At 43.1% G+C, this 20,684-nt stretch carries 22 protein-coding genes and 1 riboswitch; of the genes, 8 read left to right on the forward strand and 14 right to left on the reverse strand.

Translation table 11 applies throughout. The annotated features are described in order from the left end of the window. Window positions 1–81 precede the first annotated feature (81 nt). Window positions 82–185: riboswitch (SAM riboswitch) on the reverse strand. 502 nt (window positions 186–687) lie between these two features. The 6 genes from CSV63_RS11430 to CSV63_RS11455 form a co-directional block, all read right to left on the reverse strand. Continuing rightward, complete coding sequence (locus CSV63_RS11430) at window positions 688–1,464, reverse strand: sulfite exporter TauE/SafE family protein (protein WP_099695916.1); 777 nt, start codon at window positions 1,462–1,464, stop codon at window positions 688–690. Window positions 1,465–1,521: 57 nt separating this feature from the next. Then, window positions 1,522–1,749, reverse strand: coding sequence for a sulfurtransferase TusA family protein (locus CSV63_RS11435; RefSeq protein WP_099673456.1), 228 nt, complete (start codon window positions 1,747–1,749; stop codon window positions 1,522–1,524). 45 nt (window positions 1,750–1,794) lie between these two features. After that, window positions 1,795–2,916: an MBL fold metallo-hydrolase gene (locus CSV63_RS11440; protein WP_099695917.1), complete on the reverse strand. Its 1,122-nt coding sequence runs from the start codon at window positions 2,914–2,916 to the stop codon at window positions 1,795–1,797. Continuing rightward, window positions 2,913–3,491, reverse strand: a complete 579-nt coding sequence (locus tag CSV63_RS11445; protein ID WP_099695918.1) for a sulfurtransferase TusA family protein — start codon at window positions 3,489–3,491, stop codon at window positions 2,913–2,915. Before CSV63_RS11445 ends, CSV63_RS11440 begins: the two co-directional genes overlap by 4 nt. Window positions 3,492–3,536: 45 nt before the next feature. Next, entirely contained in the window at window positions 3,537–4,016 is a 480-nt protein-coding gene (locus CSV63_RS11450; protein WP_099695919.1) for a DsrE/DsrF/DrsH-like family protein, read from the reverse strand. Between the two features lie 89 nt (window positions 4,017–4,105). Further along, on the reverse strand, window positions 4,106–4,369 hold the full coding sequence (locus CSV63_RS11455; protein WP_099695920.1) for a metal-sensitive transcriptional regulator: 264 nt from the start codon (window positions 4,367–4,369) through the stop codon (window positions 4,106–4,108). A gap of 286 nt (window positions 4,370–4,655) precedes the next feature. Between CSV63_RS11455 and CSV63_RS11460 the strand changes: the two genes are divergently transcribed. Further along, window positions 4,656–4,877: a DUF2187 family protein gene (locus tag CSV63_RS11460; protein WP_029053955.1), complete on the forward strand. Its 222-nt coding sequence runs from the start codon at window positions 4,656–4,658 to the stop codon at window positions 4,875–4,877. A gap of 124 nt (window positions 4,878–5,001) precedes the next feature. Beyond that, the gene (locus CSV63_RS11465) at window positions 5,002–5,652 is read left to right on the forward strand and encodes a LysR substrate-binding domain-containing protein (protein ID WP_158233963.1); all 651 of its coding nucleotides are present in this window, start codon (window positions 5,002–5,004) and stop codon (window positions 5,650–5,652) included. Here the strand turns inward: CSV63_RS11465 and CSV63_RS11470 are convergent. Both CSV63_RS11470 and CSV63_RS11475 read right to left on the reverse strand, forming a co-directional pair. Then, complete coding sequence (locus CSV63_RS11470) at window positions 5,641–6,522, reverse strand: DMT family transporter (RefSeq protein ID WP_099695922.1); 882 nt, start codon at window positions 6,520–6,522, stop codon at window positions 5,641–5,643. The two genes, CSV63_RS11465 and CSV63_RS11470, sit on opposite strands and share 12 nt — an antisense overlap. Continuing rightward, window positions 6,515–7,435, reverse strand: a complete 921-nt coding sequence (locus CSV63_RS11475) for a LysR family transcriptional regulator (protein ID WP_099695923.1) — start codon at window positions 7,433–7,435, stop codon at window positions 6,515–6,517. The genes CSV63_RS11470 and CSV63_RS11475 overlap by 8 nt, the downstream gene beginning before the upstream one ends. Before the next feature lie 113 nt (window positions 7,436–7,548). Here CSV63_RS11475 and hutG point away from each other — a divergent pair, with 113 nt between their 5' ends. The 4 genes from hutG (at window position 7,549) to CSV63_RS11495 (ending at window position 12,506) form a co-directional block, all read left to right on the forward strand. Continuing rightward, window positions 7,549–8,508 (forward strand): formimidoylglutamase, encoded by a 960-nt coding sequence (gene hutG, locus CSV63_RS11480; protein ID WP_099695924.1) that lies wholly within the window; start codon window positions 7,549–7,551, stop codon window positions 8,506–8,508. Then, window positions 8,505–9,695, forward strand: coding sequence for a sodium/glutamate symporter (gene gltS / locus CSV63_RS11485; RefSeq protein ID WP_099695925.1), 1,191 nt, complete (start codon window positions 8,505–8,507; stop codon window positions 9,693–9,695). The genes hutG and gltS overlap by 4 nt, the downstream gene beginning before the upstream one ends. Before the next feature lie 626 nt (window positions 9,696–10,321). Further along, complete coding sequence (pepT, locus tag CSV63_RS11490; protein WP_099695926.1) at window positions 10,322–11,548, forward strand: peptidase T; 1,227 nt, start codon at window positions 10,322–10,324, stop codon at window positions 11,546–11,548. Window positions 11,549–11,552: 4 nt separating this feature from the next. Further along, window positions 11,553–12,506 carry a DMT family transporter gene (locus tag CSV63_RS11495; RefSeq protein ID WP_099695927.1) on the forward strand — a complete coding sequence of 318 codons (954 nt, stop codon included), beginning with the start codon at window positions 11,553–11,555 and terminating at the stop codon, window positions 12,504–12,506. A 48-nt stretch (window positions 12,507–12,554) separates the two neighbouring features. Here the strand turns inward: CSV63_RS11495 and CSV63_RS11500 are convergent, their stop codons facing one another. From CSV63_RS11500 to CSV63_RS11515, 4 genes are all read right to left on the reverse strand, one after another. Next, window positions 12,555–13,448, reverse strand: coding sequence for a DMT family transporter (locus tag CSV63_RS11500; RefSeq protein WP_099695928.1), 894 nt, complete (start codon window positions 13,446–13,448; stop codon window positions 12,555–12,557). Between the two features lie 283 nt (window positions 13,449–13,731). Then, the gene (locus tag CSV63_RS11505; RefSeq protein ID WP_369823845.1) at window positions 13,732–14,760 is read right to left on the reverse strand and encodes an ABC transporter substrate-binding protein; all 1,029 of its coding nucleotides are present in this window, start codon (window positions 14,758–14,760) and stop codon (window positions 13,732–13,734) included. A 74-nt stretch (window positions 14,761–14,834) separates the two neighbouring features. Then, window positions 14,835–15,614, reverse strand: coding sequence for an ABC transporter ATP-binding protein (locus CSV63_RS11510; protein WP_099695929.1), 780 nt, complete (start codon window positions 15,612–15,614; stop codon window positions 14,835–14,837). A 5-nt stretch (window positions 15,615–15,619) separates the two neighbouring features. After that, complete coding sequence (locus CSV63_RS11515; RefSeq protein ID WP_099695930.1) at window positions 15,620–16,438, reverse strand: ABC transporter permease; 819 nt, start codon at window positions 16,436–16,438, stop codon at window positions 15,620–15,622. A gap of 107 nt (window positions 16,439–16,545) precedes the next feature. Here CSV63_RS11515 and CSV63_RS11520 point away from each other — a divergent pair, with 107 nt between their 5' ends. Next, on the forward strand, window positions 16,546–17,253 hold the full coding sequence (locus CSV63_RS11520; RefSeq protein WP_099695931.1) for a hypothetical protein: 708 nt from the start codon (window positions 16,546–16,548) through the stop codon (window positions 17,251–17,253). A gap of 37 nt (window positions 17,254–17,290) precedes the next feature. Here the strand turns inward: CSV63_RS11520 and CSV63_RS11525 are convergent, their stop codons facing one another. Together CSV63_RS11525 and CSV63_RS11530 are read right to left on the reverse strand one after the other, a co-directional pair. Then, on the reverse strand, window positions 17,291–17,569 hold the full coding sequence (locus CSV63_RS11525; RefSeq protein WP_099695932.1) for a hypothetical protein: 279 nt from the start codon (window positions 17,567–17,569) through the stop codon (window positions 17,291–17,293). A gap of 99 nt (window positions 17,570–17,668) precedes the next feature. Then, entirely contained in the window at window positions 17,669–18,748 is a 1,080-nt protein-coding gene (locus CSV63_RS11530; RefSeq protein ID WP_099695933.1) for an AI-2E family transporter, read from the reverse strand. A gap of 256 nt (window positions 18,749–19,004) precedes the next feature. On the opposite strand from CSV63_RS11530, the gene CSV63_RS11535 reads away from it, so the two are divergent. Next, the gene (locus CSV63_RS11535; RefSeq protein ID WP_099695934.1) at window positions 19,005–20,654 is read left to right on the forward strand and encodes an SLC13 family permease; all 1,650 of its coding nucleotides are present in this window, start codon (window positions 19,005–19,007) and stop codon (window positions 20,652–20,654) included. The last annotated feature ends 30 nt before the right edge of the window (window positions 20,655–20,684 follow it).

Below are 20,684 nucleotides of genomic sequence, written 5' to 3' on the forward strand. Positions count from 1 at the left end.
AAAACACAAGAGGACGATTCGCTAAGTACAGAAAAAGCCATCTTCCATAATAAGAAGAGGGCTCTGCTTTCGCTCATTCCTCCCTTATCTTCCAAACTATTGAAAGTTTGTAGGAAGTAGCACCTTTGCTTTCGCCGGTTGCCGGGCATCACAGGGCCTAATCCCTCCGCCTCTCTTGATAAGAGTATGTCTATTCGTTTTCCATCGTTGAAAAATAGTATACGGCTATTCCTAGTCTATTGCAAGGTAATTTAATCGAATGTTTTGAAATCCGTAGTACTTTCAATACTTTGCAATGAACGTAGGATAAGTGAAGGCACCGTTGATCGACGTTCCAGGCGGACGCTTTCCCGAGGGCGTGGCTTGAGCCAAGCGAACAGCGAAGGGTTCGCTTTGCCGTATTTCTGTGTACTCTGCAGAAATTAAGGCACCTGTCCAGGGTCTCGAACTCACGATGATCCTCTGGGAGTCGCCGCCTTCCACTTACGATCAACTAGTTTACGTCATTGATTATTTTACGTATTATGTTTTACACATTTACTAAACGAAGGCGCATTTCCTGTCTGCTTCTCATTGCGAGAGCTACCTACAAGAGCCGAAGTGCATTTAATGATGTTCCACTTATGACTTCACCAAAAAAATCGCCAGCACATGTTCATTGAACAATGTGCTGGCGATTGTGATTGGTTAGAATATGTCCCACCATATTTTCACAGCGGAAGCCATGATGAGTACAGCTAGAATGCTTTGTAGTACTTTGGTGTTTACTTTCCCGCTCACTTTTACACCGATTGGAGCGGCAATGATGCTAGCGATAATCATAACGACAGCTGGTCCATAGGGTACTTGGCCTGTTAAGAGCTTGCCTGATGCCGAGCCCACCGATGACAACAACGTAATCGCTAGTGATGTAGCAATCGTGACGCGTGTGGGTATTTTTAATATCACGAGCATAATCGGTACCATGATGAATGCGCCGCCAGCTCCGACGATTCCAGCCGCCAAGCCGACGATAAAGGCGGCACTCGAAGCAATGAAGCGATTGAAAGTAATTTCATCGATCGGCTGATTGTCGAGGTCTTTTTTTGGTATAACCATCATAATTGCCGCCACGACAGCTAGAATACCGTAGATTACGTTGACCGTAGCTTCTGAAAGCATACTAGACCCAGCACCGCCAAGTACACTGCCGACTAATACACTGATTCCCATATAGAGAACAAGTGGCTTCAAGATCAGATTACTCTTTCTATACGCTAAAACGCCTGAAAGTGATGCAAAGAAAACTTCCACTGCAGTAATTCCGGCTACTTCATGTGGTGTAAATGCAGCAAAACCAAGTAATGCAGGAATAAATAGTAACATTGGATATTTGATTATTGCGCCACCGATTCCCATCATACCCGAAAGGAACGAGCCGACGAAGCCAATGAGGAAGATCGTGATGATAAATGGAATTGTCATGATGTCCTCCCTTCTTCCCAACGAAAGAGGGAGACAGCCATTCCCTCTATCCTTAGTTTATCCTTTTTGGATCCAGAATTTAAAGACATCAGACTCTTGTTGCTGATCTTTTATTTCATGATTGCCAGAAGCGGCCCATGCTGTCAGGTCGGATACTGATCCTTTGTCTGTCGTATGAATCTCAAGAACTTCTCCTGTTTGCATATCTTTCATTGCTTTCTTTGCCCGTACAATTGGCATTGGACATGCCAGGCCTTTTGCATCTAAAAACGTTGTTGTATTCATATATATCTTCTCCTTTAAATTTTTCATATAAATAAAATTTACTATTTACCGGACCGCACAGCGATTCGGGCCAATCTCCATCTCGCGTTGCGTTTCCTCGTCAGGCTGGATCTTGCCCATGTTCGTCAGACGAATTTCCTCGTATGCGTTAGGCTGTGGAGGCAAGTTCCCTGTGACTAACTCTCTGAACTCTTTTTCATCCTCAATGTTCAAACCGTGATTTTGCTCATACAATACGCCGAGCTTCTCCGACACGCTACCGTCTTCATTCAACTCATCTATAATCATGAAGTGAGCTGGTAAGACAGTTAAATCCTTCGATAATTTTTTATAACGGCTATACAAAGACTCACGCAAGTCACCTACCCAATCTTCTGCTAAACCTGCTAAATCAGGGCGTCCAATCGAATCAATGAACAGAATATCACCTGTCATCAAATAGCTGTCGTCCACGATAAGTGAGGTCGAACCAATGGTGTGTCCTGGCGAATAAAGCGCTTGAATATCAATTCGTGTGTCACCTATCTGAATAGACATATCGCCTTCTAATGCAGCATATTCAAATACTACCTCTTCGGCATCTTTCGGTGGCAGCCAATACGTTGCACCCATTGTTTTTGCGATCTGCCGACCACCTGAAATATGATCCGCATGCAAGTGAGTATCGAATACGTTTGTAATCTTCACACCGCGCTGCTTGGCAAAGTCCGTGAACACATTTGTCATACGTGTAGCATCAATGATTGCTGCTTCTCCACCCGACATGACCATGTAGGAAAGACATCCTTTACCAAGACGAACGAATTGATATAGCTCCCCACCCGATTTTAAATCGGCAATTTTCACAGGCTCAAGATACTCACTCCATGCTTTCATTCCACCTAAAAGATAACCTACTGAGAAACCTGCTTCTTCAAGAATTTCTGCCATTAGGATGGACGAACCTTCTTTTGCACAGACAACTAAGATTTCTTCATCTTTTGGCAATTGATCTTCAATTTCTTCAATGCCATCCAATAAATCAAAGTATGGCACGTTTAAATGGCGTACTCGCTCTCCTTCGATTTTCCAATCCTCGAATGCATCTGTATTTCGCACATCTAAAATGAATAATGATTCTTTCGCAATTACACTCTTTGCTACTTCACTTGATTGAATGATTCTCATGAATTCATACCCCCTGCTGTATTTTCCGTCTCGCCGTTCCACTTCGACATGCCAGGAATGACATTCGAGACACGTTCAAATCCATGTGCGACTAGTTTTTGACACGCCATATCACTGCGGTTACCTGTTCGGCATACAACGTAAAATTTCTTGTTCTGGTCCAAATACTCCATACGTTCATCCAACTGACCAAGTGGTATAGATTGGGCGCCAGGAATATGCGCAAATGCATATTCGACTTCTTCCCGGACATCTAGTAACACTGCGTCAGGTTGTTGCAGTTGGTCCATCAACTGACTGTTGTCAACCGTAACCGGATATTCTTTTTGTGACTGATCTTCCTGGCCCGATTTTCGTACGAAGTGGCGCCAGACATCCGCCTCCTTCACATGACCAACGTATTGATGTCCCACACTTTCCGTCCATGCCTGCAAATCTGCTGTTGTACCTGAATCTGTAGATTGAACTTCGAGCACTTGACCATCTTCCATATCTTTCATCATCTTTCTCGTCTTCACAATGGGCATCGGACAGGCAAGACCTTTTGCATCCAACACGTTATCTGACTGAATCATGGTATTCCTCCTATACACCCTAGGGTATTTGTTTTTGCAAAAAAATTAAATAAATAAGTTCACTTGACCGTCTTGTGCTTCTCCTAAGTAAGCCGCTACACCGCCATACTCAACTTCTTTCAAAAGTTCTATTTCACCTAGGCCTAGTAAATCCATGGTCATCGTACAAGCGATCAACTTCACATCTTGCTCCACTGCCATATCGATTAGTTGTGGTAATGTCATCGCATTATGCTTTTTCATCACGTGCTTAATCATCTTCGGACCCATTCCTGCAAAGTTCATTTGAGATAATCCCAGTTTATCCGCTCCACGCGGCATCATGTTTCCAAAAAGTTTTTCAATAAAATTCTTATTATTTTTAATAGGTTCATCTTTTCGCAATGCGTTCAATCCCCAGAATGTATGGAAAATGGTTACCTCATGATCATACGCCGCTGCGCCGTTTGCGATAATGTAAGCCGCCATCGCCTTATCATAATCTCCACTAAATAATACGATCGTCGTTTTCTTTTGCTCCGTCATATTCTCGATCCCTTCTATTTGAAAATTACTTTACTAAATACCTATAGGGGTATATTATATGTTGTAAAAAAAGAGTCAAGCGATATTGCTTAGCGACTCTTTACTAGAAGATCCACCGCTTCCTTAATGATGGATTCATGCGTACGTTCATCTACTTCATCTAGATTCTCTATACAGGCAATTAAATTCGAACTCACAATTACGCCAATTGTACGATCAATAGCAGAACGACTGGCTGATAATTGCGTAATCACTTCTTTACAGTCCTTGCCTTCTTCCATCATACGCAAGACACCTTTGATTTGACCCTCTAGACGCTTTAACCGATTTTTGACTTTATCATCGTATTCCATATCGTTCAACCTCCTTACTGTTAGTTTTATATTATACCCCTCCAGGTATAATGTCAACGGATTGATTTACACGGAATCTATACTCTCTATCTTTGGCAGTGTAACCAGTCAACTCCTAGAAATGATTCTTCGCAAAACTTGCTCATTCGACACAATTCTAGTATGATGAATTATTTCTCAAAATGTGTTATACTAGTTCTAGTAAGCTATTGTACGTACTTTTCGTCTGATTTTCACGACAAATTACGACAAACTAGAATCCATACTACTGAAGGAGTTGATTCGATTGGCATTCCCACGAAAAGATCGTCCAGTTTCTGATTTTGTAGCATCACGGTATGTAGACGAAGTCATATCTTTCAACCGTAATGAACATGAAGTTTCCGGAACTATACACAAGATTCTCGAAAACTCCGTCATTGTGAAAATTTCTGAAGAAGACGCGGAAAACATTGGAGCAGCTTCCAATATGACTGTCGTCGCACACAAAAATTACACAGTTCTATAATTGTATGCTTGATGCCTTGCAGAATAATGCAAGGCTATTTTTTCATACAAAATTCGCCCGTTTATTGGATATCGTGAAACTCGCTGGATGATTACTATATCAACGCACATGGGAGATGATTGATTTGACTGATCGTACGAAGGTAGACGTAACGCAATCCACGGTACTAAAAGGAACCTTACGTATTGCCGCTTCACCGGTTATTTCGCAAGCCATTTTACCGGATGTCCTTACCCGGCTACACGCGAAGTATCCCGACATGCATCTGGAACTGATGACCGCACCTTCATCTGAAATTAAGCGATTACTAAAAAGCAAGAAAGCCGACATTGGTTGTAGTGAACTAGACCATTTACCATCGTCTAAAGCATTTATGCAAGACGAATTATTACTCTTTGCTTCCATTCATCATCCGCTTGCACATAAAAAAAGCCCATCCATCCTAGATTTACAAAATACACATTGGATCCTACCTGACACGAAAGATCCTAGCCGTCCATTAATTGATCAGTCGCTTCAACAATATGGAGTACAAGTACAGCCCACTATCATGGGCTCGCCAGAAAGCATCAAACAAGCTGTTCTAAGTGGACTAGGCATCGCTATTTTGTCGCGTCATAGTTGCAAACACGAACTTGCAAAAGGTGAACTAACTGTACTCGATTATAAAGTAGCGCCAATCAAACGTACTCTTTATACAGGAACCCATTCCAACACGAAGGAAGTACAAGCATTCCTCAGCGAACTCCAGGCCTATTGCCGTCTATGGCAATAGGTCACTACTCAACTCTCGTTTGCTGCGCCAGTTGACGAGGAATATTCCCAAACTAATGAGCATTCCACCTAAAACCAATGACATAGACAACTTCTCATCCAACAGAACCCATCCCGACAACGTCCCAAAGAACGGGGCCAAGAACAGAAACGCACTCGTTCTTTCGGGATTTCCTGTCTGCAATAAATAAAACCAAATAGAAAATTGTACAATAGATGCGGCAATCGCAAGCCATCCTAAAATTGCCAATGATAAGGGATTCGCTAGGAAAAATGGTTCTTCAAGTAGATAACTCGCCACGAATAGGATTAATCCGCCAAATAACATTTGATAGGCTGTCATCACCCACGTATCAAAACGGTGACCATGTACTTTGACGAGCAATGTTGCGCAAGCCCATGCTACTGCAGATAAAAACCCTAATACCGTACCAATCTTCAAATTCAAATGACCACCCATTGTAATAAATACCCCAAACAATCCGCAAATGACTCCAATCCACTGTTGCAAGCGGTAATGAATCTTCAATACTAATGTCCCAATGACCACGACAAGCAATGGGTTCGTAAACGTTAAAATAGATGTTTCACCTGATGTTATGGTGCGAAGTGCTATAAAAATACACCCCATGACTGCAGCGGTCTGCAATGAACCGATCAGTGCAAGCCACTTCCACTCCCCAATTGTTTTAGGATGGGGTTTTTTCATTATTTTCACAATTACCGCCATGATCACTCCTGCAATGGTAAAACGTAATGCTACTAGCAACAACGGTGAAGAGTATGCCAATCCGATTTTTCCAATAGCAAACGAGGATCCCATTAAAGCAGTCGTAATGACAACTAACATACCGAATAATAACTTATTCATCCAGCTCTCCTCCTTCTATCCACTTCACATAGGAGTCATGCTGCATTTGCATACTACTCACCAACTTCTCAATAGCTGGCGGCATATACCGTTTTTTAAAATACGTGAGATAGACTGTACGTGTCAGCGTCTTCGAATTGGTTGTTTTAATGACAATGGTTGAATCAGGTTCATGTGCAAAATATTCTTGTGGGATAATTGAAATGCCAATATTCTTTCGTATCAACTCCACAATCGTTTCAAAACGCTCTACTTCATAACCTATATTCATTTGCACTCCTTCTTCAGCAAATGCAGCAAAAATATCTTGTCTAGTTTGCAATCCAACACTCGTAACGATGAGTGCTTCATCTTCTAGATCAGCTAGCGTAATGGATTCCTGGCTTGCCAGACGATGTTCAGGATGCATGACAACTGCTAATTGCTCTTGATACAAAGGAATTGTTGCAATATCCGATGCCTCTATAAATTGATTTGTCAAGCAAACATGAACCGTGTACTGACGGAGCGCTCGCTCAACATCTCCACGGTCTAATACCTCAATTAACTTCACATGCATCGATGGAAACTCCTGACGATATGCATGTAATATAGAAGGAAGCCAGTTTTTCACTGATTCAATCACACCGATCTGTACACTTCCACTGCCTGTGCACTTCACTTCTTTAATTTCTTGCTGTAGAATATCTATCTCATGGAGAATCTTCATTGCACGCTCATAAACCACATTACCTGATTCTGTCAGTTGGACACGTTTGGTCGTACGTTCAAGTAACTGAAATCCTACTTCGACTTCTAAGTTCTTGATCGCTTTACTGAGCGAAGGTTGTGAAAGATGAAGTTTTTTGGCAGCTTCTGAAAAACTAGACTGTTGCACCACTATCACAAAATACTGCAATTGCTTCAATTCCATACTTTTCACCTCCACTTATAGCCTTTATGCATGAATATATGAACAACATGTATTAGAATTAATAAGTACAGACCATTATAGTAAGAATATCACGTTGAAAAGGATGAAGTATATTGTTAATTCCATCAAATGAAAAATACTGGTCAGGTCGCACCGATAGCGAGACTGACAGAGCTGCATTTCGAATGCACCAAATCATCCAATTTTCCGAATTAAAGGAAATCTATACCGATAAGACTTGTACCCTGATTGGATTTTCTTGCGAAGAAGGTGTACGTCGAAATAATGGCAGACTGGGTGCTGCAGAAGGACCGAATGCACTACGAAGCGAACTAGCAAAACTGCCTTGGCGCTTACCGGCGGACTGTCAGCTAGTCGATTTAGGTACCATAGTATGTAAAGATGACAAGTTAGAACAAGCGCAAGCTGAATTAGGAGCAGTCGTTCAAAATAGCCTTCAAAATCATGGAACTCCTGTCATTTTAGGCGGTGGACATGAAACCGCTTTCGGTCATTATACAGGAGTTCGCAACTTCCTTGGTCCTGACGCAAGAATTGGTGTCATAAATATTGATGCACACTTTGATCTTCGTAGCTACGATGATCAACCTTCTTCAGGCACGATGTTCAAGCAAATACTTGACGCTGATCTGAACGTCGACTATCTCGTGCTAGGTATACAGGAGTTCGGCAACACGGAAGCATTATTCGCAGAAGCCGATGCAAAAAGCGTGACATATGTCACAGAACAACAAATTACGACAAGTCCTTTAGACGATACTTTTAAAAAAATACAGTTATTCATTGAAAAACAGGACGCTATTTTGTTAACATTATGCTCGGATGTCCTGAATTCTGCATATGCTCCAGGTGTAAGTGCGCCGTCCCCCTTCGGATTGGACCCGTTGATCGTACGCTCTTTCATTCAAACTGTTGCATCGCATGAGAAAACCCTTTCATTCGACATTTCCGAAATAAATCCGTCACTTGATCATACTAATCAAACGGTTAAGCTGGGAGCTTATCTAACAAATGAAGCAATCTTTGCATTGCTGGGAGGTCGAATCACATGACAATTGAGCTAAATCAAATCACTACGCTATTTTTAGCGTTAGCCCTCCTCACACTGGGTACGGTGTTAGTCCGTAAAATCGGCTTTCTACAGAAGTTCTGTATCCCTGCCCCTGTTGTCGGTGGTTTACTATTCGCGTTTGTAGCGACTATTTTGAAGTACTTCGATTTACTAAGTTTTTCGTTGGATACATCACTACAAAGTTTATTCATGCTGACATTTTTCACAACAGTCGGTCTCGGTGCTAGTTTTCGTCTAATCCGTCTTGGCGGAAAATTATTGCTGATCTACTGGGCAGCTTGTGGCTTCTTAGCCCTAGCTCAAAACGTCATAGGTGTCTCCATGTCCTATATATTTGGTCTACATCCGTTGATTGGTATGATGGCTGGCGCTGTCTCCATGGAAGGCGGACACGGTGGCGCTACGGCTTACGGTGAAACATTAGAAAGTCTGGGCATTGATTCAGCACTATCCATTGGTATCGCAGCGGCTACTTTTGGTCTTGTAGCAGGTGGTCTAGTCGGTGGTCCGATCGTTAAATACTTAATCAATAAATATGATTTGAAATCTACAGAAGTTGAGCATGGAGAAGCATACTCCGTGGAGTCATTGGAAAAGCCAATCAATACCGACAACTTCCTAACACAGACTCTATTGATTACACTTTGTATTGCTGGCGGTACGCTGATAGGAGATCTTTTCTCAAACGCTACTGGCTTCGTAATGCCTGGCTACGTAGGCGCGATGTTCGTCGCGGTTATCGTACGAAACATTGTAGATCGCGTGAAAGAAGACGCCGTTCATATGACGAGCATCAATTTGATCGGCGACGTATCACTTGGTATTTTCCTATCGATGGCGTTAATGAGCATCAAGCTGTGGGAAATCGCAGACTTGGCGCTTCCATTGTTACTGATTGTCTTTGTACAAGTGATCTTCGTCATATTGTTTGCAATCTTCATCTTGTTCCGCTTGCTTGGTAAGGATTACGACGCAGCGGTTATGATCGCTGGTTTCGCGGGTCATAGTCTAGGTGCGACACCAAACGCAATGGCAAACATGGCAGCCGTTACGGGACGCTACGGCCCGTCACGTAAAGCCTTCTTGATCGTCCCTATCGTAGGCGCCTTCCTCATAGACGTCGTCTCGATGCCGATCATCATTACAACGATTAATATATTTGCTTGATTATAAATAAAAGCAAAATCTAAATCGAACATTTTGAAAAATTGGGGGCTAATCTGTGTGTACGAGGGGATTGAAGCTCTAGCTGGGGACGCTTTCCGGAGGGCGTGGCTTTTCTGTTGAAGTCTAGGAACATACATGCTCCTAACGCTTCGCTTTTGCTGATCCTCCCGTAGTCGCCCCCAGCTTACGCTTCAATCCTACCTACTTAGTGGAGGGACTTATGTCGCTCCACTAAGTAGGTAGTGTGTTAACTATTGTTGAGTTTCAACTTATCTAAGTTCAAGTGCAGATGAAGTTCCGAGTCAAAACCAATTACAAACCTAGTTTTACTGAACAACAGTAGGTGTCAACCACTTACTATGTAAGGGATTGAAGCGGCAGGCGGCGACTCTGGGAGGATCAGGTCGACAGGTGAGACAACCAAGGGAGCCTGCGACTGGTTGGCTCACCGCGGCCCCTCCAGAACGCGTCCGCCTAGAGCGTAAATCCCTCCCCCAACACTAACTAAACCTTTATGATTTCCCAAGAACCGAAACTCTCGGTTCTTTTTTCATTTTAAGCGTAATATTCACACACCTCTGTTAGAATGAAAACATTAATTCGTATCTTGGAGAGGAGCTTGCTACATGAAAGAAGAACTGATTGAACGACTCATCCGCTATGCTAAAATCGACACTCAATCCGATGCTACCTCGGACACGACACCGTCTACCGCAAAACAATGGGATCTGCTACGTATGCTCGAAAAAGAAATGGCCGACATCGGTCTCGACGAAATCTCGGTGGACGAAAACGGCTATCTCTTCGGCACACTACCGGCTAACACCGACAAACAACTGCCTACAGTCGGCTTTCTAGCACATGTCGATACAGCAACGGACTACACGGGGACAAACGTCAACCCTCAGCGCATCGACAACTATGATGGCAAAGACATTTCATTGAATGAAACAACAGTCATGTCCGTACAAGCATTTCCCGAACTCCACAACTATGTCGGTCATACACTGATCACGACGGATGGCACGACTTTACTAGGCGCTGACGATAAAGCCGGTATCGCAGAAATTATGACAGCTATGCAATATTTAGTGGAACATCCGGAAATCAAACATGGCAAAGTTCGCGTTGGCTTCACACCTGACGAAGAAATCGGGCGTGGTCCGCTTAAGTTTGACGTAGAACGATTCGGTGCAGATTTCTCTTATACAATGGATGGCGGACCACTTGGAGAACTTCAGTATGAGAGCTTCAATGCTGCAGGCGCGGACGTAACGTTTCACGGAACGAATGTCCATCCGGGAACTGCAAAAGGTAAAATGGTCAACTCCCTATTGATCGCGGCAGAGTTCCATCAAGCCATGCCGGAACATGAAATCCCGCAAGAAACAGAAAACTATAAAGGCTTCATTCACCTAATGCACGTAGATGGTTCTGTAGAAAAAACAACCTATCAATATATTATTCGTGACTTTGACAGAAATTCTTTTGAAGCTCGCAAACAGCTCTTGCAAGATACCGCTACACGTCTTCAAGAGAAGCACGGTGAACATGCGATAGAGCTGACAGTAACCGATCAGTACTTCAATATGGGGGAGAAAATTGCACCTGTCATGGAAATTGTCGACGTAATGGCGGACGTCTATCGTAGTCTCGATATCGAACCCAACATCGCACCCATTCGTGGTGGTACGGATGGGTCACAACTATCTTATATGGGCATGCCAACGCCAAACATCTTCACAGGCGGTGAAAATTACCACGGTAAATATGAATACATCTCAGCAGATAATATGGTGAAAGCTACACAAGTCATTATTGAAGCGCTACAACTTCTAGAACAGCGGGGGTAAGTATATGAGGGCAATTGGAATTGGTATACTATCCGCCCTGTTTTTTGCAGTGACTTTTGTGTTGAACCGATCAATGGAACTAGATGGCGGCAGTTGGATGTGGAGTGCATCTTTGCGTTATTTCTTCATGGTGCCCTTCCTAGTGATCATCGTAGCTATGCGCGGTGGTCTACCCGGTGTAAAACGGGAGATGACTGCGGCACCTTGGCCTTTTTTCATCTGGAGTTTCGTAGCTTTCGTTCTGTTTTATGGTCCACTGACATTTTCAGCCGGCTATAGTCCGGGATGGCTCGTTGCTGGAACATGGCAGATGACAATCGTCGCCGGCGTGTTGCTAGCCCCTTTCTTTACGTTTCAATCCAAGACGGAAACTGGTGAAATACGCATGATCCGTCACCGAATTCCAGCGGTCTCATTGGTAATTTCATTGATCATCTTAGTAGGTGTTGTGCTAATCCAGATTCCACATGCAGCGAGCGTATCGACGAAAACGATTCTGCTTGGTACATTGCCACTTGTCATTGCTGCGGTCTCTTACCCACTTGGCAACCGAAAAATGATGAATCTAGTAGGTGGAAGGCTTGATACGTTCCAGCGTGTACTGGCGATGACATGGATGACAATACCGATTTGGTTACTGCTAGCGGTTTATGCAACAGCAACTGTCGGCTTGCCTTCTATGGGCCAAGTCGTGCAGTCATTAATTGTTGCAGTCAGTTCAGGTGTGATCGCTACTTCACTATTCTTCATGGCGACGGATATGGTACAACATGATCAAGGGAAACTGGCTGCTGTCGAAGCCACACAGTCTGTCGGATTAATTTTTGCCATGCTTGGCGAGATGCTATTACTAGGCATGCCATTACCGGGGGCACTTTCATTGGTCGGCGTGCTCGTGATTATCGGGGGCATGTCGTTGCATAGTTATCAAACTTCATTGGCAGCAAAGAAAATATAGTAAAGGGTTGTCCCAGAGTCAGTTGATGACTTGCTGGACAACCCTTTTTCAAATGTTACGCTCTTCTACTTGCGTCGGGATTCGTTTTTTCAATAGTTGCGGTCTAACTTCTGACAATAAAATCGCAATGAAGATAATGAGTGCACCTAGGAACATGCGGAACGTCAACAATTCATAGGCGAGGGCCACCGAAAAAATCATGCCCCAAACTGATTCTGTCGATAATATAATAGCCGCTTTCGTTTCTGATACGTGTTTCTGTCCAATTGTTTGCATCAAGAATGCCAAAGTCGTAGAGAACACAGCTAAGTACAGCACCGAACTTACACCCTTTGGTTCCATGGAGAATGACGTTTCGCCCATTGCGATAACGGTCACGGAGCTGATCACTGCGGCGACAACCATTTGTAATAGCGTGAGCAAAATGGCGTCTTCTGTGCGAACAAACCGTGCCGTGTATAAAATATGAAATGCGAACATCACAGCACAACCGAGTGTCAGCACATCGCCAATATTAATAGCAGTAGACCACTGCAACGATAAAACCGCCACTCCGATTAGTGCCAGTACTGCACCAAACCATTCAAATGTATCGAGCTTCCGCTTATACAAAATGAATGCAATCAACGGGACCATCACGACATTTACACCGGTTAAAAATGCATTCTTTGAAGGCGTTGTAAACTGTAAACCTACCGTCTGCAAAGCAAATGCCCCATACAGCAAAACACCAAGCAATGCACCTTTCCATAAAACTGACTTACCCATCCGAAGCAGACGTTTATGGAAGACGATACTAAGTAGCAGCGCTCCTATGACAAAACGTACGGCCAAAATTTGATACGGTGTATAATATTCCAAAGCGAGCGCACTCATCACAAAGCCGCTTCCCCAGATAATGGCAGTGATCGTCAACCCGATTTCACCTATGTATTTTCTCATGTTCTTCACCAAACTTCCGAATAGTCAGTCCTATTATTCTAGCATGATTTCGGGTTTGATTATAGCTGAATTTATAACATATACCTCCTTTTTCCATTAGAAGAAAAGCGCTAGCCATACAGGTTGGCCCTGTAAATGAAGTGGCATCCACGATGGATTGAAGCTCCAACTAGGGATGCTTTCCGGAACGCAACTCCCTACCCTAACGTCCTCTTCATAACAAAAAAAGAGCCATCACTAGAAGTCACCAACACCATGACTTCTAGGACAACTCCACTAACTATCAATCTTCGTACACCCCTATTTCCTTAATAGCACGCTCAACAAGTGACGGATCAACAGACTTATCGAAGTCGATCTCACCACGTATCGCCCCATTCGCCTTATACATCTCATACTGCTTCTTAATGTCGTCTACAAACATCTTGCCGTTCGGATCGAGCCCCGTTACGAATACCCTCTCCCATAACTCAGGATCTTTCAATGCCGTATGTTTCACCATAATGTCTATGATCTCTTCTTTTCCTTGATCTTTAAAGAATGCGTCGTTATAGTCACGCACTCCTTTTAAATAGGCTGCCATGAAGCGTAGCGACAAATCTTCATTGGCCATGAACTTCGGTGAAGCCAATACCATGGCGATTTGTGATTCAGGCGCATAATCGGTAGCATCTCCAAAGCGAACGTGAAAACCTTTACTGATTCCTTGCGCGATAAGCGGTTCGATATTCAATGCTGCATCAATTGTTCCTGAATCAATCGCTCCAAGCATTGCACCAAAGTCTGCGATGTGTACATACTCTACATCGTCTTCCGTTAAACCTGCATGCTTTAACATCTCTTCATAGATATAGCCATCAATGGAATTGCGAGACGATACCGCGATTTTCTTTCCTTTAAAGTCGCTGTACTCTTTGATTTCATCGACCATATGATTACCGATGACAAAACTGAAGTACGATTTGCCGGGCATATTATGACCTTTATCCGCGATGATCCGTACATCAATGCCTTGAGCGATCGCATTAAAGAATGATGCAGTAGAAACACCACCCGCGATATCCACTTCCCCAGCGGCTAGTGCGGGCAACATATCATCGCTGTTTGCAAAATCCGCAAACTCTACACGTATATTATAGTCTTCAAAATATCCCTTTTCTTTCGCAATGTAAAAACCTGCGCCAGATGCAGCACCGTCTTCCGCTATAAATACTTTCGCTTGTTTATCAAGCGGAGCCAAATCACCCGATGCTGGCTTGTCGTCATTCGATACAGGCTTCGTAACTTCTTTCGGAGAACACGCCCCCATCATCAATACGATCGACAATACGCTGAACAAACCTACCTTCTTCACCCATTTCCCCACATCATCTCTCCTTTTATCCCTTACTCTCTCGATTTCAGTACTTCCTCTTGCAAGTGACGCCATATCTCAATGAATTTTGTCGCCATTTCCGGATCTTTCCGAACATCTTCCATCTTTCTCGGTCTTGGCATATCAATAACGATTTCTTCAATGATTTTCCCCGGTTGAGCGCCCATCAACAAAATTCGATCACTCAACAACAACGCTTCATCGATACTATGTGTAATGAATAATACAGTCTTCTTCGTTTCTGCCCAAATACTCAATAACTCTTCCTGCAAAATAAAACGATTCTGTTCATCAAGTGCACCGAACGGTTCATCCATCAATAAAATCTCAGGATCATTCGCAAAGGCTCTCGCAATACTCACGCGTTGCTTCATACCGCCTGACAACTCTTTTGGGTACAGCGAAGCAAACCGTTCCAACCCGGTCTTCTTCAAATAAAAGTCCGTTCGTTCATTTATGAATGCTGTCGGCAAGTTGCGCATCTTCAACCCGAAGGCTACATTTTCACGTACCGTCAGCCACGGAATGACACCACGTTCCTGAAATACCATCGATTGTAACGGCCGATTATTTGTTTCAGTCGCAATCGTAAAGCTGCCGACACTCGGCTGTTCAAGTCCCGCCAAGATACGCAACAGTGTCGTCTTGCCACATCCGCTCGGCCCAACGAGACAAACAAATTCACCTTCAGCTACCGTTAGGGAAATATCTTCGAGCGCAATGACACTACCCTGTTTCTTATAAAATGCTTTCATTAGTCCATCCACCGTAATCTTAGGCTTCCCCTCCATTTCTTTCACCTCCATGGCAATAATTTATTTTGAAGTGCACGCAGTATAAGCGAGAATAAATAACCGAAAAAGGAGATGAGTATTAATCCCACATACATTTCAGGCAATAAGAAGGCTTTATAGGACGTCCATATCAAATAACCGATCCCAGAAGTTGCTCCCATCATCTCTGCCGCCACAATCGTCAGTAACGCAATCGCCTGCCCCATCTGAATTCCTTCGAGCATGACAGGAAGTGCTCCGGGAAGAGCGATTTTAAAGAAGAAATTCCAGCGACTCGTTTGATAGTTACTAGCAACATCCAAATAAATTTTGTCGATATTCAATACACCCGCCGCCGTATTAATGACAACTGGGAAAAATACACTTCCTGCAATCGTCACAACCTTCGACAAATCTCCAATTCCGAATAAAATAATGATGATTGGCAATAATGCCAACGTTGGAATTGGCATAAGTGCCATAACAATTGGTTGAACGAAATGCCGGATTGGAGAATATAATCCCATCAATAAACCGACAATAATGCCTGGAATGACACCTGCTAAAAACCCGATGAAAATCCGATACAATGAGACGCCAACATGTTTCGCCATCACGCCGCTCACAATCATGTCATAAAAGGTTTGCACAATCTTACTGGGCGGCGGGAAAAAGCGAATATCCAAGATCCCTGTTCTCGACATCACTTCCCACAGCACTAGCAGGAATAATGGTGACACAATCGTCAACAGTTGCTTGCCGCGTTCTTTGCGTTGCCGCAACTTCCATTCCCTTTGCTCTACCTCGAATGATTTATTGCGAGCCAATTCTTGAGTTTCCACTCTTCACCACCTCTTCACTGCCTATTGTATGTAAAGGCCTAGTAAACTGGTTGGGCAGGTATCACGTTCGGGTTGTTTCCGCCAAGTAGTTTGACTATACTGAAGTCATGACTACACTTACAGCAGACCAAATCAGAGAATTGAATAGTTACAGTGTCTACTTGGAACCGCCGGCAATTCCAGTCTTTACGCTTGCAGATGTCTTAGATTCTTCAAAAGTACAGACCATCGTCGAAGTCACTCAGACTATCAGCCAAAGTCCAAATGAAGTCGTAGCCGCGTCGTTCTTCGTACGTCGCCTCGGTATGTTCTTCGCCATGCAACTGTATAATTTAGCTGCATACGACGAAATGTGGAATGGATTGGCAGAAGATCTTCAGTTCGGTGTGCGAGAGGAGTTCGGCAATAAAACCGTCAGCCTATTTATAAATTCCGCAGACTGGGAAATGATAGATGACGAAGACCGGCAAGCACAGATTAAACGTGTACTGGATGATGCACATGCAGTCATTACATCGTTGCGCAGCGTAGTGTCAATATCTCCCCTTACCTTATGGGAGAATGTCTTCGGGTTCTGGCTCTGGCAATACCATGTACTATTGTCTGATCCGGGATCGGAAATGGAAGCAAGAGAAGATGTTGAAATGCTAAAAAGCGACAGCTTATGGACAGGTATCGCTGATCACTCACGTTTTGCAAGCTATTTAAACGGCTCAGAACCATCCGCTCTACTGAATACGACTGTTCGCAAAACCTGCTGCTTCTCTAAAGATGTACCCGGGTTGATGCGTTGCGGGTTTTGTCCATTACAATAAAAAAGCAGGCTTTCGCTCACTACGCGAAGGCCTGCTTTTACCGTTTACGATATGCATGAAAGGATTGTGTAGTCGAATAAATAATACCCATTGCCGCACCACTATAAAAAAAGCCCATGAAAATTCCGGCAGACAAGTTATTTGGATGGCTAATGAATATTGACATTGCAAGCGCAACTACTGTGGCTACTGTTGAAAGCCAGGCAGGCGGCAATTTAAAAAGCCATTTAATGATCAGTACTACGATCAAAACAACTGGTACACCCCATATTGCATCCCATACATTGGTATGAATAACTGGAAACTCCGTCAACATCCGTTAACACCCTTTCATTTTCGTTAGGATGTGCGGTTTTACTTTATTTATCCATCCAAAAAACCTCTCAGTTCAAAGACCAAGAGGTTGGTACTACCACTAGACATTCTTCGTGGCAGCTTCACTAATTTCTCGTCGCATTTCATAGATGTTCTGCACAATTACTTTACCAACAGCATAAGCAGGTACGGCTACCAAAATACCAAGGAATCCTGCAAGACTTCCCGCTACTAATAATACCGTAATGATCGTCAGTGGATGGATATCAAGTGATTTCCCCATTACGTTCGGCGTAATTAGGTTACTATCGATTTGTTGCGCGACTAACGTCACAACTCCGACCCAAATAACTAATTTAGGCTCCTGCAAATACGCAATGATTAAGGCTGGAGCCACCGCAATCCAAGGTCCAATGAACGGAATGATATTCATGAATAACGCGAGAATTGCCAGTAACAAGGCATACTCCAATCCGATGATTGAATAACCAATCAAAATAAGCAATGCCAAAATAGCACTAATTAATAATTGTCCTTGGATATAAGAACGCAAAACTTGATCAATATCTTCCAATGTCTTCTTTACCCATATGCGTCGCTTCCCGGAAAATAGATTGTATATTCTCGGAGCAAGTTTTTCATGATCCTTCAACATAAATAAGAAGAAGAATGGTACAAGTAACAGTAACGCGACTGCTTGAACGAATGATTGTACAAATTGTACGAACCATTTGCCGAATGTTACCGCAAAAGTTTGTACGGATTCGATTGCTGAATTTAAGGAGTCCTGCAAACCTTCTGGTAAGTTTTCCTTTTGATTAATCGCTTGATCTTTCAGTTGCTCGAGTTGATGTGTGAGAGCTGGCCCATTGTCTACCAAATTATTAACTTGTTTCGTCACCATCGGTCCAATAATCGCGACCAAAATCCATAAGACGGCTACGAGTATGAGCATAATCGTTAGGATACTTCCCCATCTCGGCATTTTTTTCTTTTCCAAATAGTGTTGGATAGGTACCGTTATGTAATAAAGCAGGCCACCAAAAATTAATGGCATGATAATCGTTTGTACAATGATACCAACCGGTCTAAAAATATAATTTACTTCTAAAAAGTATTTCGTGATCAACAATGCTAATAATATACCCACACCTACCTGGAACCACGCCTTTTTCGTCAAATGCTCACTTCCCTTCTAATTCAATTTACATAGTTAGCTTTATTATACGCGGTTCAATCACTCGTGTCGAAAAATTCTTTTTGCCGATTGCTATATAATAACTCTGGATTTACACACTGTATTGTAACAATATTTGTCTAATTATACGAAAAAGTCTAAATTCCACTTGTTCAAGTTGTATTTAATAGGTAAAATGGTGGTGTCTTGGAAGATTGCTACTCTTCAAGAAATACAACGTAGAAATGAAGGGATCTTAATGTTACAACAGACTTGGAACCGTCTTTGGTCGTTACATGATCAAGTGAAAGATGTCTTCCGTTTTTTCACTGCGCCCGACTCCTCTGAAATGGTGAGAGGCGGACAAGGTGGAAAGAAGATTGGCGTAAATCATGAAGGGGGAGGTAGAGACTCCCGCAGTTATTCAGCTACACAGCTCATTGGATTGGTGCTTGGTCCATTACTCTTTTCCCTTATTTTACTGTTCTTCAAACCTGCAGATTTATCCGCGGCCGGTGTCGCTATTTTAGCTAGTACAGTATGGATTGCGGTTTGGTGGATTACGGAAGCTATTCCCATTCCGGTTGCTTCCTTGCTACCGCTCATATTGTTTCCGATGACAGGCGGATTGGAAATGAAAGACACCGCATCTTCCTATGGAGATGAAACGATTTTCTTATTTATGGGTGGATTTATGATCGCACTCGCGCTCGAGAAGTGGAATTTACATCGACGAATTGCTCTAACCATAATTTCCGCCATCGGAACAAACATGGACAAAATCGTTCTTGGTTTTATGGTAGCTACCGGATTCCTATCTATGTGGATTTCCAACACTGCCACAGCCATGATGATGGTGCCTATTGGTTTGGCGATTATTACACAAGTAACGATCGCATTAAAGGACGATCCGTCTATCGATACATCAAAAGAAAACTTTGGATTCGGTAAAGCCTTGATGCTTGGTATTGCTTACTCTGCTTCACTAGGCGGGATTGCGACATTGATCGGTACGCCTCCGAATACATTGCTTGCCGGCGCTATCAATAAAATTTACGGCATCGAGTTATCATTTGGTAAATGGATGTTGTTCGGTGTACCGTTTGCTTGGGTATTTATCTTATTGACATGGTGGTATTTAGTGAAGATCGTCTACAAATCACCAGTCAAAACATTACCTGGCGGACGTGAAGTCATTGATAAAGAAAAGAAGTTGCTTGGACGACCTTCAATTGAAGAGATTATGGTCTTCATCGTCTTCGCTCTTGCTGCTTTCTCATGGATTACACGCTCGTTCTTCCTATCTAAATTCATTGACGGCATAAGTGACGGTGTCATTGCGATTGCTTTTGCGATGATTTTGTTTATCATCCCGTCTGTAAATAAAAAAGGCGATCACTTGCTAGATTGGAACACAGCAGTGAAATTACCTTGGGGTATCTTACTTCTCTTTGGTGGCGGACTAGCTATCGCAGCTGGCTTTGTCAGTAGCGGTCTGTCTGAATGGATCGGTACTCAACTGATTGGGTTGAAAGGTGTTCCCCTCATTGTCATTATTTTAATTGTCACAACATTGGTCATTTTCTTAACAGAAATCACATCGAATACAGCAACAGCTTCTATGATGTATCCAATCATGGCTTCGTTGGCATTGGCACTAAATTTCCATCCGTATGCATTAATGATTGCAGCGGGTGTAGCAGCGTCTTGTGCGTTTATGCTACCGGTTGCTACCCCACCGAACGCGGTCGTTTTCGGATCCGGTTATCTACGGATTCCTGACATGGCCAAAGCCGGATTCGTGCTCAATATAGTCGGAGTTGTGCTCGTGACGCTTTGTATTTACTTCTTGCTTCCATTATTATGGGGTATCGACTTACAGACTATTCCAGAAATATTTAAAAGCTAAAACAAACCAGCTGCCGGGATTCATTCTAGG

Source organism: Sporosarcina sp. P34, assembly GCF_002743375.1.
GTDB lineage: Bacteria > Bacillota > Bacilli > Bacillales_A > Planococcaceae > Sporosarcina.